Source organism: Gloeocapsopsis crepidinum LEGE 06123, assembly GCF_015207655.1.
Lineage (GTDB): Bacteria > Cyanobacteriota > Cyanobacteriia > Cyanobacteriales > Chroococcidiopsidaceae > Gloeocapsopsis > Gloeocapsopsis crepidinum.
In genome coordinates, this window is record NZ_JADEWN010000048.1 from 1 (window position 1) to 15,692 (window position 15,692).

Sequence of the window (15,692 nt, forward strand, 5' to 3'; positions counted from 1 at the left end):
CCCCAACTACTGCATTCAGGGTTGATCTTCTCATTGCCACTGCACTCGATTTAATTAATCCCGTGCATTTGAAAAACTGGTTTACTCACTGTTGCTACTGTGCCTCATAAAACTGCAATAGGCTGTAAGTGCGCCCCTAACTGCTTATTTATTAATCTTCAACATCTGGTTGCCACCTTTTTGAAACTCGTAACTAACTACTTGAATCTGTACATTAAAACCTCTGCTGGAAAGCTCTTGGATAACTGACTCAACATAGGGTGATGGTAAACCATCAAGTTTTAATAAGGGGAAAATCCGAACATCTGGAGAGATTCGCAGGAGTTCATGGATGGATGCGATGTGAAAATCGAGTGATAACTGTTCGGAGTACAGAAAGAGCAAATGGGAACACACGCATAGCTCAAATTGGTTGTCAAACAGTTCTAAACTCGGTAAAGATTGGGGCAAATAGCGTCCTGCTGCTTTACCAGCTTCATAGTCCAATAAAAAATTTTCCATTGCAGCAATTCGGGCATGACCGAGTTCATCTGCATCGCCGAAGTTCTTCCACAGATAACGGTTTGCATTTTGCTTAACCTGTGAGATAACTGGCTCATAGGTTTCTTGGATTCTCTGTTTGATTTGCTCAGCAGAGAATTGGTAGATGGGATCAACGGACACAACAGAATATCCAAGTTGCGTCATCTCAGCGTTGAAGCTAGCCGGACCGTCGCCACATCCAATAATTTTGGTGTTCAAATCTGCTTCTGACAGATTAAACATTAATTTGTATTCTTCCAGCGTTCTGCCCCAAGGCACAACTTCATTTAGTTTCATAAGTGTATATGACAATTATGGTCAAGTGTCGCGATACCAAAAGTTCATGTAAAAAATCGTAAGTTCGGCTATTTCTGACACCATTGACTGCACCACGAAACAGCACCGATTGGGATCAAGCCCGACAGCTAGGTAGTCGAGCATAATCCACGGATGTTGGCTTGGAGCCGTTCTGGGGTAGCAAAATTGTCAGTCAATGCCTGTACATCAGCAATCAAGATGTTTGTTTCGTAGTCATGCTGAAGCTTGAGACGATTTTGCAGACTGCCAAGATAATGCCCCAAATGCAATCTCCCAGTGGGGCGATCGCCGGTCAAAATTCTCTTATGCGTCATGGCTGATAAGTTGTCTAAATTTTATTGAGTCAATTAGGCACAAGCGTGAATGATAGTTTAGATACGCCATCGCCACGGCTGCAAATTTCCAGCCATGTTGCACTCAATCAAATTTCGATTCAACTTTTCACTCATGCTCAGAATATATACAAGCTCTAGAACGTTATGGTAGTCCTAAAAGAAGCACATTGCAATAATTAACTTGAGACAAATTCCTCACCCTTCATCAAGTTTGTTAAAAGTTTAGCTCAATGAAGAAGCTTAGAAAAGAACTGCATTGTTAGCTAGATACAAAATCTTCTGTAGCAGTAGCGCGTAAATCCAAAATCATTTGCTTACATAAAATTCAGTGGTTCGACTCAATGGTGAGATTGACTGAGGTTGGAATTAGCAACAGATTGAGGAAAGTTTTTAATTCGCTTTGAGGCATCTAAAATTTCCAGCCCTACGACATTGCCTTGCTTATCATAATCCACAATAATACCAGGTTCAGTTTCATCGCTCTCATCAATCTCATTACTCCAACGAATCCACAGTACATCATCTTCTTGGTTATAAGTTGCTTTCATCCCCTTCCCTCCAATACTTTTTGAGCTTACTTGTTTTGTATAGCGATTTAACTCGTGATGGATCAACGCTATCGTTAATGAATGCTCTTAGTAAGTAGGTTTTACCATTCGTTGCTAAAAACCTTGACTGATAAACTTTTGTTCCGTCTTCTTGTACAAGAATTTGCTCTGGTGTTTCCAAGAGAATCTAGTAAAATTTGGATAGGAATGTCTCGTTCCTCTAACCGCTCATAAACATGGATAGAAAGTTCAAAATTCACTTTACATAAAATTCAGTGGATCGACATCGATAGTGAGACTGACTGACGTTGGAATCTGCGATCGCACATCTTCCCAATCAGGTAATTCGATTTGTGCAGTGGGTAAGAACTTAAGTAAAATTTGCCAGCGGTAGCGGTTAGAGACTCGAAAAACACTTGCTGGTGCGGGTCCTAAAATCTCACACTCCGAGATACTATTTAACTGAGTAGCAATTTGTTGAGCTGTACTTTCTACCATTGCTGGATCAGTGCTACTCAAACGCAACAAAATCAATCTTCCATATGGTGGATAATTTAGTGCAGCACGTTGTTCTAATTCTGCAGTGGTAAAAGCTTCATAAGCGTGTTGCTGCACTGCTTGAATGACAGGATGTTCTGGCGAATACGTTTGTACAATGACTCTTCCTGGATCTTCACCTCGACCAGCACGACCTGCAACTTGTGTCAAGGTTTGAAATGCACGTTCAGCAGCGCGATAATCGGCCAGATGTAACAATCCATCCGCAGCAACAACACCAACTAAAGTAACTTGCGGTAAATCGAGTCCTTTCGTTAGCATTTGCGTTCCTACCAATAAATCAGCTTCTCGGTTAGCAAATCGCGTCAAGAGTGTACGATGCGCTCCTTTAGTACGAGTTGTGTCACTATCAAACCGAATTATTCGTAATTGAGGAAATTGTCGCGCTAACTCTTGTGTAACTCGCTGCGTTCCACTCCCAAAAAACTTTAAGTAAGGCGAACTACATTCAGGACAATTGCGTGGATGCAACTGTGCATAATTACAATAATGACACCGCAAGATTTCTGGCGCGTTTTCCTCAGTTTGGTGATACGCCAACGAAACATCACAGTGCGGACACTCAATCACATATCCACAACTACGACAAGAAACAAACGTACTGTGTCCTCGACGATGGATAAATAAAATTCCTTGCTGTTCGCGTTCTTGCAATTGTTCTAAAGCACTTTGTAGCGTTCGGCTAAAAATTGAACGATTTCCCTGCTGTAACTCTTGGCGCATATCGACTATTTCCACTGGGGGAAGAGGGCGCGATTGAATGCGTTCGGGAAGCGATAGGTAATGGGAAGCCAGGGCGTTGCGGAGGTGTCCTCCGTTGTAGCAACTGGCGTTAATTGGTAATCGGTAATCGGTAATGGGAGTCGATTCCTCTCGTTTTTTTGTCTCCTCACTCCTTACTTCCACCCAAGTTTCCAAAGAAGGGGTAGCGGAACCTAAGACTAGGGGACAGTGTTCTAGTTCAGCACGCCAAGTCGCTACAGTACGCGCATGATAGGTAGGAATTGGTTGATCTTGTTTGAAACTGCTATCGTGTTCTTCATCAAGGATGATTAAGCCTAAATGGGGTAGAGGGGCAAATACTGCTGAACGAGTTCCGATGACGACTTGCGGTTCGCCTGCAAGCATTTGTCGCCAAGTGTCATAACGTTCTCCATCTGATAACGCACTGTGGTAAACACAGACTTTATTACCAAAACGCGCGCGAAAACGATCTGTTAATTGTGGTGTCAACCCAATTTCGGGAACGAGAACTAAGGCTGATTTACCTTGGTTGAGTAATGGCGCGATCGCCTGTAAATAAACTTCCGTTTTTCCTGAACCTGTGACTCCATGAAGTAAGACTTGGGCGTAGCCATCCAACTTGATAATTGTTTCTAAAGCTTGTGACTGCGCTTGCGTTAAAGTTTTGGGTTGCTCTTGTACAATCGAATCGCGTTCGATGCGTAAAACTTCTCGTTCTTGGATGACAACATAACCTTTTTGTTCTAATGCTTTGAGCGTTGCTGAACTCGTACTACAAATCTGCAACAACTCACTTAACCACATATCGCCACCACGGCGTCGCAATACTTCTAAAATTTCCCGCTGACGGGAAGTTACATCGCCTTCCAGTCCAGTATCTACCAGAGTCACAGCTTTTTGTAGCTTCGGTTTAGACAATCGTGGCGGTTCTAAGTAACTTTCTATTAAGTGCGATCGCAACAGTTCGCGTACTCCGCGATATGCTCCTTTAACTTGACGTTGGATGTGAGTAAAGCTGTAGTCTCCTTGACTCTGCGCTTGCAACAGTTCTAATATTTGTCGTGCTGCGGGAGTCAAAAATTGAGTTGAAGAATTTGTGTTTTTAACTAGCCGAATTCGTCGCTGCGATCGCCCAAGTAACCCTGGTGGTAAAGCAACTCGAATCACTTGTATTAGTGGCGTATAGTAGTACTCAGCGATGCGATTGAGTAACTGCCAATATCCAACAGGAAAAAAGCCCGCACTCACCACGTCTGTCACTTCTTTGATTTTGTCGGGTGCTAAATCTGCTGGTGGCTGTGAAACTAAACGAATTGCGATCGCCCCGACTTGAGATGTACCAAATGGCACACTCAAAATATCTCCTGGTTGTACATCTAATGCTGTCAACTTGTAAGTATAAATACCTTGTGCTCCTGGACAATCTACTAACACCTCAATCCAACGTGAGGAAACTTGAAAAGGAACTCTCGGTTCTGCTACTACAATTGATGACTCCAAACCACGAAGATACATAGAACACATTTTGAAATTCAAATAGAACTTTAAACACTGATGATCCGAACTAGCGATCATTGTGTTATTACTTATACCAGTATTATAAGTATTTTATTTACTAATCCCTTGACTGTGTTGATACTGATTCATTAAGTCAGTAACTTTTTGTAGCCTAATATACTAAGATTTTTGTGCAAAGTTTTTTTGTTAATTAGTATACCTATCCTCATTCTTACAATATAGGTGTTCTGTACAGCATTTTCTCCCTATTGATAGACAACAAACAATCACAGAATATGAGATCCTTGCTTCATGGTGAAGAATAAAAAAATAAATCTTCAATAGATTAACAAGACTTTACAAAGTTAAGTGATCTCATGTGCAAATTTGCAAACAGGTTATTTTAGTAAGTCAGAATAGCAAAGTAGTAACAAGATTTAGATACATTAAATCCGAGTTAAAGAAAACTAAGTTAGAAAGTAAGCATTTACTAATTTTATTATTTTAGCCCACTTATTCTGACAATATAAATTTAGTTTGTTAACATAGCAAAAAGGCTTTACTACTGCAAAAGATAAAAACTATCAAGAGGTATAAGAGAAATCAGCACAAGTAATTGAAGAGGAAAAGTATTCATTTGATAAGCATGAACGATTCAACATAAAACTAGAAAAGTAAATACATTTCCTCTTTAACCAAAGAAGTCAAACAGCACAACTTAGCAAGCCAATCATCTGTCAGTTCTAAACTAATATAAAGTATGAATATTGCTGAATTAGACGCAATCGATTCCTTAAAAGATAGTGATATTAACGGTGCTGATTTGGAAGAACCATCCCCAGAAAATTTAGCAGCAGTAGTATCAGAAATATCACCAATAGACCAAATAGAACTAGAAGACAAAGACAAATTAGCTGTAGCCAAGCCTTCAGGGTATCAGAAAACAAAATCTGATGATGCTGTAGGTGCCTTCTTTAAAGAAATGGCACGATATCCTTTGCTCAAACCAGATGAAGAAGTGGAATTAGCACGGCGAGTTAAGTTCATAGTAGAGTTTGAAGAGCTACAGCAACATCTGCAAGCAGAAATAAAGCGCAAGCCAAGTAAGTTAGAAGTTGCAGCTTTACTAGGAATTTCAGAACGCCAGTTAGAACATCGTCTTTATCAAGGACGAGTAGCAAAGCGAAAGATGATTCGCTCCAATCTAAGATTAGTAGTATCAATTGCTAAGCGGTATTTAAATCGAGGTTTGCCGTTCCTAGATTTAATTCAAGAAGGAGCAATGGGGTTAAATCGGGCAGCAGAAAAGTTCGATCCAGACAAAGGATACAAGTTTTCGACTTATGCTTATTGGTGGATTAGACAAGCAATCACGCGCGCGATCGCTAATGATGCAAGAACAATTAGATTACCCATTCATATTGTAGAAAAATTAAATAAGCTTAAAAAAGCACAAAGAGAACTTAAACAACAACTTCAACGTAATCCTACTGAAGTAGAAATTGCTCAATTTTTAGAAATTTCAGCAGAACATTTACGTCAACTGTTACAACTACGACGTAAATCACTTTCTTTAAACCACCGAGTTGGTAAAGAAGAAGATACTGAATTAGTAGATTTATTGGAAGACGAGGATAGCCAATCTCCAGAGCAACAAATGAGTGAAACTATGATGCGTCAGGAAATTTGGGATGTTTTAGGAGACGTATTAACTCCCAGGGAAAAAGATGTCATCTCTCTGCGCTATGGTTTGATTACAAGTGAACCGTGTACTTTAGAAGAAGTAGGTAGTATATTCAATCTTTCACGCGAAAGAGTCCGCCAAATCCAAAGCAAAGCAATGCGCAAGCTACGTCGTCCTCAAATTGCCAAAAGATTAAAAGGGTGGTTATTTTAGGAGCAATTAGCTATTAGCATTAACTAGTTTTAGTTGCGCTTTGATACAGTAGTGTGACATTGTTAAATAATTTGGTTTTTATCTATAGAAGTTGCAACTCGCGTGATAAGTCCTGAACTAACGTTACGTCCTGCTACTCCAGATGATGTATCAGTGCTATTTCATTTAATTCAAGCACTCGCTGAGTATGAAAAATTAACTCATGCTGTAACAGGCAGTGCTGAAGCTTTAGAAGAACACTTGTTTAGTGCTCAACCCTATGTAGAAGCTATTATTGCTGAAGTGCAAGGGAAAGCTGCGGGTTTTGCGTTATTCTTTCACAACTACTCGACATTTCTGACTCAGCCTGGAATCTATCTGGAAGACTTATTTGTACTACCAGAATATCGGCGCAAAGGTATAGGGAAAGCCTTGATAAAATACTTAGCACAACTTGCCGTAGAGCGTGGTTGTGGACGCCTGGAGTGGAGTGTTTTAGATTGGAATGAACCAGCGATCGCCTTTTATAATCGCATGGGTGCATCGATTTTACCTGACTGGCGCATTTGTCGCGTGAGTGGGGATGCGATCGCATCAATTGCAAATACCGAGGTTTTAGAGTTTTGAGTTATAAATTTCGTCTTTAATTCAAAATTCAGAACTCCACAAAGCGGTAAGCTATCAATTGTCAGGTTGTAATCACTGATTTTCAAGTGGAGGAGCTATCTGATGAAAATCTGGGTAAATGAGCAAATTGATCCTTCTGGTATGATTCATGCTTGTATCGCTTGCGCCAACGAAGAACAAGCCAACGATTGTCATGTTTCCTACGAGCGTAATTTAACTGATACGCAAAAAGCAGCAGGTTGGATCGCGCGCATCCGCACAGTTAATTCTTGGGATGAAGTACCAGTCAACGCTCTTAAACTCGATTAAACTCATTTTAAAATTAAGGATCGTCAAAATCACTACCCCTTGAGGGTTAAAAATAAGGCGCTAGTAGATCTGATGAATTTCACTTCTAATCACTTCACTAGCCCTTTTTTGTTATCTTCCTTTGAGCGAAAACCAGATGGGTGTTCAAACGTTAAAACTTGACGAACAGCTTTACAACTACATGCGATCGGTTTCTTTAAACGAGGCAGAAGTATTAACTCAACTACGACAAGAAACTGCAAATCATCCTATGGGTAATATGCAAATTGCACCAGAACAAGGGCAATTTATCGCGCTACTTGTGCAACTAATGCAAGCCCAAAAAACCCTTGATATCGGCGTGTTTACTGGCTATAGTTCGCTTGCTGTAGCATTAGCCTTACCTCCTACGGGTAAAGTTGTTGCGTGTGATATTAGCGAGGAATATACCAGTATCGCGCGTCATTGGTGGAACCAAGCTGGTGTTGCTGATAAAATTGAGTTACATATTGCACCTGCCCAGGATACTCTGACACAATTACTTGCAACAGGTGCAGCAAATAGCTTTGATTTTGCCTTGATTGATGCCGATAAAAGCAACTACGACACTTACTATGAGCTAGCATTGCAATTAATTCGTCCTGGTGGGTTAATTGCGGTTGATAATGTATTGTGGTCAGGAAGAGTTGCTGATCCTCAAGTACAGGATAATCGAACGAATCACATTCGTGCTTTTAATCAAAAACTGCATCAAGATTCGCGAGTTGCCATTAGCTTAATTCCAATTGGTGATGGATTGACTTTGGCTTGTAAACGCCCTCATATCATATCCGATTAGAATAGCCAGACTATATATTAAGTAATTTAGTGACTAGTAACTAACCACTAATCACTAGTCACTTCAATTTGAGGAGATAACATTAGTTTTATTCTTAGCTAACTCGATCTGTTTTTGTTTTTCTTGCTGACGCTTGCGTTTTTCCTCAGTGAGATTCTCAAAACAGTAAGGGCAAGAAATACCTTCTTCGTAATGCATTGATGCTTTATCAGCTTCAGAAATCGGATGTCCACAGCTACGACACATGTCATGCGTTCCAATTTCTAAATCGTGAACTACTGCAACTCGTTCGTCAAAGACAAAACACTCGCCTTCCCACAAACTCTCTTCGGCTGGAACTTCCTCTAGATATTTCAGAATACCGCCTTTGAGGTGATAAACTTCGGTGAAACCTTGGGCTAACAAAAAAGATGAAGCTTTTTCGCAGCGAATACCACCTGTACAAAACATTGCAACTTTTTTGTGCTTGCTTGGATCGAGGTTTTGATTAACGTATTCAGGAAATTGGCGAAACGATCGCGTTTGCGGATTTTGGGCACGTTGAAAAGTACCAATATCTACTTCGTAATCGTTGCGGGTATCAATCACAGTAACCTCAGGATCGCTAATTAAAGCATTCCATTCTGAAGGAGATATATAAGTTCCTACTTGCTCGTTGGGATCGACTTCTGGCACCCCTAGCGTTACAATTTCTTTTTTGAGGCGTACCTTCATGCGCTCGAAGGGTGGAGAATCTGCCGTAGATTCTTTATACTCTAAATCGGTAAAACGAGGATCGGCGCAAAGAAACGCTAAAACTGCATCGATTCCATCGCGTGTTGCAGCAATTGTACCGTTAATTCCTTCAGCTGCAAGCAGAATTGTTCCCTTGACATTGTGCGTTAAGCAGTAAGACAACAAAGGCTCTTGTTTTTCTGCTGCGTCTGGTAAACTGACAAACTTATAAAACGTTGCAACAATTTGGGTCATTATCCTGACAACTGTTGAAATTTGATCGACAAGGTACTTGATTTAATTTTAATCTATAGGTTAGAATAGCAAAGGCGAGTCAAGCAAGCCACTTCTTAAATTTTCGGGGGTATAGCTCAGTTGGTAGAGCGCCTGCTTTGCAAGCAGGATGTCAGCGGTTCGAGTCCGCTTACCTCCATAAAAGAAACGCAACTTAAGATTAGTACCTATTTACATTGCTCATTTTAAAAGCTTGTCAGCGTTTGATTGGTGTAGACATCAATACTCCTCGCTATCTAATAGCGCAGCGCGAAAAACTTCCTAAGCAAATGGGTTCTCTTGCATTCGCCGAAAAGCAGGCATTGCTTGAGAAGATCTTCATCATGCTATGGAATCCGCCCTGCTAAAAAAATTAATTCTTCTGCGTTTAAATCTCATTTCTGTGCCAGCGATCGCTCTCTAATTTAGACAAGTATATAAAATCCAATACCAATGTTAGCTCACACTGAGTGTATTCCTTGTCTTTACGCGCTCGGCAAAGCAGCTGGCTTTTTACACAATTCACATATTATATTCGATCTTGACGAAAAAATCAACATTGAGTTATTATTTTGTGCGTAAAAAAAATCAATATAACTATTAACAATACACATGACGTGGCTTCCCTTCGCCAGTTATAACTTGTGGTCACTATTTGCACCAGCTGTTGGACAAGAAAACTGGCATTGCGACATGAAACGAGGTTTCACTAAAGCACGTGGAAAAGAAACAGCGATCGCACAAATATTAAAGCAAGATAACATTCCTCAGCGAATTGGTCATTTAGCACAAAGAGGAGTATACGAGTTTCATCAAGACCATTCAATGTTGAATCGCAGCAATGCAGTGCAAATAATCGCAGAAACTTTGCAATTGAATCAAGAAACAGAGCAAGTGCAAGAACGCGTAGACTTGATTTTGAGAAAATATCAAGAAAACCCTATCCTTAAGGATAAACACATCATTCATCTTACACGGGGTGATGAAGGATTCCCCCAACCAATTCAAATTCAACAAGGTAATTATTTATTCAATTTATATGCAGCAATTGATTGTATCTTTACAGAAGATGATATTTTACACATTTTAGATTTTAAAACGGGTAAAACAGATTTCGATCTTCGACAAGGATTTGTTTATCTGTTAGCAGTTAGTTATCTGTATCCACAGCAACCTGCGATTGCCTCGTTTTACAACTTAGAAACTGGTAAATGGTCAAAGCCAATTTCAGCAACAAGTACTCAATTAAAAGCAGTTCAAATTGAGATTGTACAAATTGCTAAAAAACATCAGAATGACCTCCAGAGATATCGAAAAAATATCGCAGCTTTTCATCAGATTTTTCCACCAAATCCTGGTAGAACTTGTCAACATTGTCAATTTAAATCAGCTTGCGAGTTTTCCGATGAGGTTACTGCATGACAGCTACTGTTTCACAAACTGAAACATTTTTAAGTGAAATTTTACCGCTAAGTATATCGAATCATAACTTGATGTGTTTCCGATTAACACCAGAAATCGATCGGGAATTAGGCAATAGATTTGCTTTTCGTTTTAGTTTAAAGCTTCCCAAAGTTGTCACTGTATGGCAAGAAGTATTTTGGTTAGTTGGAATCAAACAATTACCTAGTCAAAACAAGTTGCAAGAAGTACTAGCAGAAATTCAAGATGAGCTGCATAATGATATTGGCGATCGCGACTATTCAATTGAGTGGATACGTCAGCCGTCACCAACGCCGCTCATTCTGGCGCAGCTTGCTGTACAGATATTAAGAATAAATCGTCCTTTTGCTTCTACTTCTGTATTATCGCAAAATTTGGTAGAAGTTGTTCGAGAAGTAGACTTTTGGGCAGAAACAGTTGAATGGCTATTAGCAACACTACCAGCAATGACATTAACGATTTGTAGTAGTATTGTGCCTAAATGTGATTTAGCAGATTTCTTTAATAATCATCCATACAGACACGAACCAGAACAAACTTTAGTTGTGCTTAAAGTTCAAGAAATTGAGCATGGTAATACTTGTAATATTATTAGTATTACTGGAACCGTGGGAGAACAACGAGAAGAACTGTTAGCATTAGCTCAAGGTTCAGTCAGTAAAAGAAAGCTAGAAGAAGCATCAGCAGATCAACCTGTAGTTGCAGTGCAATTTGGTAAAAACAAACAGCGATTTCGCTATCCATTAGCCGCACTACGTCCTTGTGTTACGGCTGAAACGGCAGAGCAATTTCAAGTCGATTATGGAGAGTTACTTAAAAAAACAAAAGTTTCTAATCAAGAGCGACAAAACTTATTAAAATCCTATAAGCAAATTGCTCAAGGTACTTTGATTGCTTATGGTTTTCAACTAGAGCGTAGTATTAACAGTAGAGAGTATCCCAACTTATTTTGGCAACCAGCAACGCCGATTGAACAAACTCCATTGCTTTTTGGTAACGGATTTACGGGAGTGAGAGGCAAAATTCTTCAGGGATTATCTAAGGGTGGTGTTTATCGCCGACACGATGATTTTAGCGATGAATCAAGAAGTATTAGAATTGCAGCATTGAAACTTTGTGATTTTAAATTAAATCCTTTTTTAGAGGAAACTAAACAACGTCTCAAACAATATAAATTTGCTAGTGACATTGTTAATAAAAAAGCTTTAGAACTTCAAAACTTAGCGGGTGCTAGTTTAAGAGTAGAAGTTGAACAAGCTGTCAACGAACTTATCATAGTTCCATGTGATGTTGTTTTAGTATTTCTGCCAGAGAGCGATCGCACTGCTGATCGTGACGAAAGTGGCAGTCTTTACTATCAAATATACTCACAATTATTGCGACGTGGAATTGCTAGCCAAGTCATTTACGCTGATACTTTAGAAAGTGTTGATTCGAGAAATATACTAAACTCCGTTATTCCAGGAATTCTTGGCAAATTAGGCAATTTACCTTTTGTTTTAGCCCAACCATTAGAAATTGCAGACTATATTATTGGGTTGGATGTATCGAGGGTTTCTAAAGCAAAATTACCAGGAACGTTGAATGCTTGTGCCAGTATTCGTCTTTATGGCAGACAAGGTGAATTTATTCGCTACCAATTAGAAGACGCTTTGATTGAAGGTGAAGAAATTCCACGACGAATTTTAGAAAGTTTACTTCCTGTAGCTGAACTAAGGAATAAAACTGTTTTGATTTACCGCGATGGTTTGTTTCGCGGTCAAGAAGTTCATAATTTAGTTGAGTGGGCTAAGGCGATCAGTGCAAACTTTATCTTGGTAGAGTGTCTTAAGTCTGGAAATCCTCGTTTGTATAACTTTAATAAAACAAATAAAACAATCTCAGCACCAATACCAGGGTTAGCCCTACGACTCTCATCACATGAAGCAATTATCGTCACCACAAAAGTGCATTCTAGTGTAGGCTTAGCTCGTCCGCTGCGTTTAAGGGTACATCCGCAAGGATGTCAAGTCGCAATTGAGCGTATTGTCGAAACTACTCTAAAACTCACACTATTGCACTACGGAGCGTTGAAAGAGCCTCGTTTACCAATGGTTCTTCACGGTTCGGATCGCATTGCTTATTTACGATTAAACGGCATAAATTTTAGCGGGGTGTTAACGGGCGATCGCCAACCTTGGTTATAAAGTTTTTATATCTTATCTTCTTCACAAATTGTCAATTCTTTAGGCTGACAGCGTTGAATTACAACAATAATTCCTTTTGCGCCTTCACCATCGAGATCTTTCACATATCCTGGGTAAGCTGCTTTAGCTTCTTCGTTTGTTTCAAACGGTCCAAAATAATAAATACAGCGCGGTGAAAGTGTCGTTATTTCCACCCACCAGTTCGTAGCAGCTTGTTGCATTCTTACTAAGTAGCTTCTTTGTAGAAGTGAGATTGAGTTAGCGTCAAAGTTGTAACATTATTTAATCTACTACGGTTATGTTCCTCTGCTTCTGCCAAAAGAAAGAAACAGGGCAAGGAAAGCCCATTAAATTGAGATATAAGCGCTAAATTGATGAATAAAGACAAAAAATGCTTAATTATGCTTAGGTGGACGGGGAAGCTTAGAATTAATTGGTCCAAGAATTTGATTGAGCCGTCGTAATTGTTCTGCAGTTCCCATACAAATCATTAAATCTCCTGCCATTAACTGCGTATCTGCGGTAGGACCACCAATCAAAGTTCCATCACTGCGACGAATGGCGAGAACTAATGCCCCAGTTTGCGATCGCAATCGGGCTGCACCTAAACTTTGACCAATACACGGACAAGTATCAGGATCGAGTCGGACTTCTTCCATGTATAATTCGCGACCTGCACCCGTGAGAATTCCATCGACAAAATCCATCACTTGTGGTCTCAAAGCGGCGGCTGCCATGCGCCTACCACCTGTAATATAGGGAGAAACAACTGCATCTGCACCAGCACGTTGCAATTTTTGTAGCGCTTCTTGCGTACTAGCTCGTGCGATCGCCCGAATTTGGGGATTCAGTGCTTTTGCGGATAGTACAGTATAAAGATTTTCAGCATCAGAAGGAAGAGCCGCAACTAAACAAGTGGCACGTTCGACACCCACCTTCAATAAAACCTCATCAAGCGTAGCATCACCTTCAACGACGGTATAACCGAGTTGCTGCGCGGCTTGCACCGATTCAGGATCGGAGTCAACCGTCACAAAAGGAATCGCCTCAGTCGCAAACTCTAAAGCAATCTGCCGACCAGTACGTCCAAATCCACAGATAATATAGTGATCCGATAAAGAGTCTATCAATAGTCGCTGTTGCCGGAGTTGAAAACCAATTTGAAAATAGCCCTGAACCAAAGCATCAGTAAATCGATTAACGATGTAACCGATACTGATTACTCCCATGATAATCAGAGTTACAGTAAACAAGCGACCGCGATCGCCCAACGGACGAGTTTCACTATAACCAACAGTGGAGAGCGTAATCACCGTCATATACGCTGCATCTATCCACGACCAGCCTTCAATTAACCAATACCAGAGAGTCCCAACAAGGAGAACAACCCCAAGACCAATGACAGATAAAGTGAGTTCTCGGCGAATACGTCGATATTTCTGCTCAATTTCTGCTTGCGAACTAAACACATTAACTGTACTCACTAAGTTGAGCCGTATACCATTTTGGATTGAAAAATTGTGAATAGTTCATTAGCGATCGCATCAAGCCCACATCTTTCTTCCAAACGGTATTAGTATAGCGATTTTGACTCATACACAATACGATGTGGATGGCTCAATGCGATTACAGTAAAGTAAAACTGAAAGCTTCAATTAAACAATCTTGTAATGTATGTACTTATCGGTGGCGCAGGACTTGTTGGGTTAAGTTTGGCACAAAGATTGATCGAACTAGGACACACTGTTGCAGTAATTGATATCGATCCTACAGCTTGTCGTTATGCTCGCGAACAAGTAGGAGTCATGGCGTTTGAAGGTAGCGCAGTGAATACTGAAGTTCTACTAGAAGCTGGAATTCGCAAAGCCGACTCAGTAGCAGCCGTTCTAAGACACGATGCGTTGAATTTAGCGCTAGTAACGCTTGCCAAGCACTACGGAGTTCCCCACATTCTGACACGGATGCGCCATCGTGATTTTGCCGAACCACTGCGCCTTGTCGGAGCAAATCACATTGTCAGTACTGTTGAACTTGCGGTTTCCACAATGGTAAATGCAATTGAGTATCCGCAAGTCGAATCAATGATGCATTTTGAGCAAGGACAAATCGAAGTCTTAAAGCTTTCCATCCCAGAACATTGCAATGTTTCAGGGAAAAGCGTTGCAGAAGTTGCGCAAGATTCGCGTTTTCCGCGTGGATCTTTAATTATTGGCTACCAAGCGCATCCTCATGAAGACTTAAAGATTCCCAATGGCAGCACCATACTCGAACCTGGTTCCACCGTACTGATTGTGACCAAACCAGGATCATTACATCAAGTAATTGATTTCGTGGAAGGCTGCTAGCGATGTCTGAGAAAATATCCCGTTTTTTGGCAATCGCCGCCATGATTGTGCTGAGTGCGTGTACCTCATCGACAACGACACCACAGGGACAAGGCGATCAAACCTCCGCCAATCAAGCGCAACAGGTAATTTTAGATGAAAATTCTAAAATAGTTACTGGTCAAACGCTTTATGTCCCAGTATATTCGTACATCTATCATGACGATCAAAAACGACTTTTCAACTTAGCAACGACTCTGAGTATTCGCAATACTGATTTAGCAAATCCAATTATTATTACCTGCGTACGCTACTACGATTCGGAGGGTCAATTGGTTCAGCAGTATTTAGAGAATCCTATTCAACTTGCCGCCTTAGCTTCTACCGATTTTTTCATTAGTACATCTGACAATACTGGAGGTTTAGGCGCAAACTTTATTGTCGATTGGGTAGCTCAAACAAACGTTTCTGAACCAATAATTGAAGCAGTAATGATCGGGACTGGCTTTCAGCAGGGAATTTCTTATATTAGTCCTGCTAAGGTAATTCAAAATCAAACTAACTATACTTGCTCGTCAGCGCCTTAGTGACTAATAGCTAG

The 15,692-nt window shown here is 40.4% G+C and carries 16 protein-coding genes and 1 tRNA gene; 9 read left to right on the plus strand and 8 right to left on the minus strand.

Annotation, left to right across the window (positions count from 1 at the left end; all coding sequences use genetic code 11):
* Window positions 1-144: 144 nt before the first annotated feature.
* From IQ230_RS17665 to priA, 4 genes are all read right to left on the minus strand, one after another.
* Entirely contained in the window at window positions 145-819 is a 675-nt protein-coding gene (locus IQ230_RS17665) for an SAM-dependent methyltransferase (protein WP_193933594.1), read from the minus strand.
* 128 nt (window positions 820-947) lie between these two features.
* Window positions 948-1,154: a hypothetical protein gene (locus IQ230_RS17670; protein ID WP_228055097.1), complete on the minus strand. Its 207-nt coding sequence runs from the start codon at window positions 1,152-1,154 to the stop codon at window positions 948-950.
* Window positions 1,155-1,513: 359 nt separating this feature from the next.
* On the minus strand, window positions 1,514-1,723 hold the full coding sequence (locus tag IQ230_RS17675) for a DUF2283 domain-containing protein (protein WP_193933595.1): 210 nt from the start codon (window positions 1,721-1,723) through the stop codon (window positions 1,514-1,516).
* A 261-nt stretch (window positions 1,724-1,984) separates the two neighbouring features.
* Window positions 1,985-4,540 carry a primosomal protein N' gene (gene priA / locus IQ230_RS17680; protein ID WP_193933596.1) on the minus strand — a complete coding sequence of 852 codons (2,556 nt, stop codon included), beginning with the start codon at window positions 4,538-4,540 and terminating at the stop codon, window positions 1,985-1,987.
* A gap of 742 nt (window positions 4,541-5,282) precedes the next feature.
* Between priA and IQ230_RS17685 the strand changes: the two genes are divergently transcribed.
* From IQ230_RS17685 to IQ230_RS17700, 4 genes are all read left to right on the plus strand, one after another.
* Complete coding sequence (locus IQ230_RS17685) at window positions 5,283-6,419, plus strand: RpoD/SigA family RNA polymerase sigma factor (RefSeq protein WP_193933597.1); 1,137 nt, start codon at window positions 5,283-5,285, stop codon at window positions 6,417-6,419.
* Window positions 6,420-6,521: 102 nt separating this feature from the next.
* A complete protein-coding gene (locus IQ230_RS17690) occupies window positions 6,522-7,025 on the plus strand; it encodes a GNAT family N-acetyltransferase (RefSeq protein WP_407646678.1) in 504 nt (167 codons plus the stop codon).
* A gap of 102 nt (window positions 7,026-7,127) precedes the next feature.
* Window positions 7,128-7,334, plus strand: coding sequence for a glycogen debranching protein (locus IQ230_RS17695; RefSeq protein WP_099701151.1), 207 nt, complete (start codon window positions 7,128-7,130; stop codon window positions 7,332-7,334).
* Between the two features lie 136 nt (window positions 7,335-7,470).
* Window positions 7,471-8,151, plus strand: coding sequence for a class I SAM-dependent methyltransferase (locus tag IQ230_RS17700; protein WP_193933598.1), 681 nt, complete (start codon window positions 7,471-7,473; stop codon window positions 8,149-8,151).
* A gap of 63 nt (window positions 8,152-8,214) precedes the next feature.
* On the opposite strand, the gene trhO is transcribed toward IQ230_RS17700, so the two are convergent.
* Window positions 8,215-9,120 carry an oxygen-dependent tRNA uridine(34) hydroxylase TrhO gene (gene trhO, locus IQ230_RS17705; RefSeq protein ID WP_193933599.1) on the minus strand — a complete coding sequence of 302 codons (906 nt, stop codon included), beginning with the start codon at window positions 9,118-9,120 and terminating at the stop codon, window positions 8,215-8,217.
* Between the two features lie 105 nt (window positions 9,121-9,225).
* On the opposite strand from trhO, the gene IQ230_RS17710 reads away from it, so the two are divergent.
* The 3 genes from IQ230_RS17710 (at window position 9,226) to IQ230_RS17720 (ending at window position 12,767) form a co-directional block, all read left to right on the plus strand.
* Window positions 9,226-9,298 (plus strand) — tRNA-Ala (locus tag IQ230_RS17710).
* 452 nt (window positions 9,299-9,750) lie between these two features.
* Complete coding sequence (locus IQ230_RS17715) at window positions 9,751-10,560, plus strand: PD-(D/E)XK nuclease family protein (protein WP_193933600.1); 810 nt, start codon at window positions 9,751-9,753, stop codon at window positions 10,558-10,560.
* Window positions 10,557-12,767, plus strand: coding sequence for a Piwi domain-containing protein (locus tag IQ230_RS17720; protein ID WP_193933601.1), 2,211 nt, complete (start codon window positions 10,557-10,559; stop codon window positions 12,765-12,767). The genes IQ230_RS17715 and IQ230_RS17720 overlap by 4 nt, the downstream gene beginning before the upstream one ends.
* Before the next feature lie 5 nt (window positions 12,768-12,772).
* Here the strand turns inward: IQ230_RS17720 and IQ230_RS17725 are convergent, their stop codons facing one another.
* From IQ230_RS17725 to IQ230_RS27445, 3 genes are all read right to left on the minus strand, one after another.
* Window positions 12,773-12,988: a DUF1816 domain-containing protein gene (locus IQ230_RS17725; RefSeq protein ID WP_193933602.1), complete on the minus strand. Its 216-nt coding sequence runs from the start codon at window positions 12,986-12,988 to the stop codon at window positions 12,773-12,775.
* Window positions 12,989-13,162: 174 nt separating this feature from the next.
* The gene (locus IQ230_RS17730; RefSeq protein ID WP_322742463.1) at window positions 13,163-14,251 is read right to left on the minus strand and encodes a potassium channel family protein; all 1,089 of its coding nucleotides are present in this window, start codon (window positions 14,249-14,251) and stop codon (window positions 13,163-13,165) included.
* Complete coding sequence (locus IQ230_RS27445) at window positions 14,238-14,363, minus strand: hypothetical protein (protein WP_265576227.1); 126 nt, start codon at window positions 14,361-14,363, stop codon at window positions 14,238-14,240. Before IQ230_RS27445 ends, IQ230_RS17730 begins: the two co-directional genes overlap by 14 nt.
* A 74-nt stretch (window positions 14,364-14,437) precedes the next feature.
* Here IQ230_RS27445 and IQ230_RS17735 point away from each other — a divergent pair, with 74 nt between their 5' ends.
* Together IQ230_RS17735 and IQ230_RS17740 are read left to right on the plus strand one after the other, a co-directional pair.
* A complete protein-coding gene (locus IQ230_RS17735) occupies window positions 14,438-15,112 on the plus strand; it encodes a potassium channel family protein (RefSeq protein WP_193933603.1) in 675 nt (224 codons plus the stop codon).
* Between the two features lie 2 nt (window positions 15,113-15,114).
* Window positions 15,115-15,678 carry a DUF3124 domain-containing protein gene (locus tag IQ230_RS17740; RefSeq protein WP_193933604.1) on the plus strand — a complete coding sequence of 188 codons (564 nt, stop codon included), beginning with the start codon at window positions 15,115-15,117 and terminating at the stop codon, window positions 15,676-15,678.
* The last annotated feature ends 14 nt before the right edge of the window (window positions 15,679-15,692 follow it).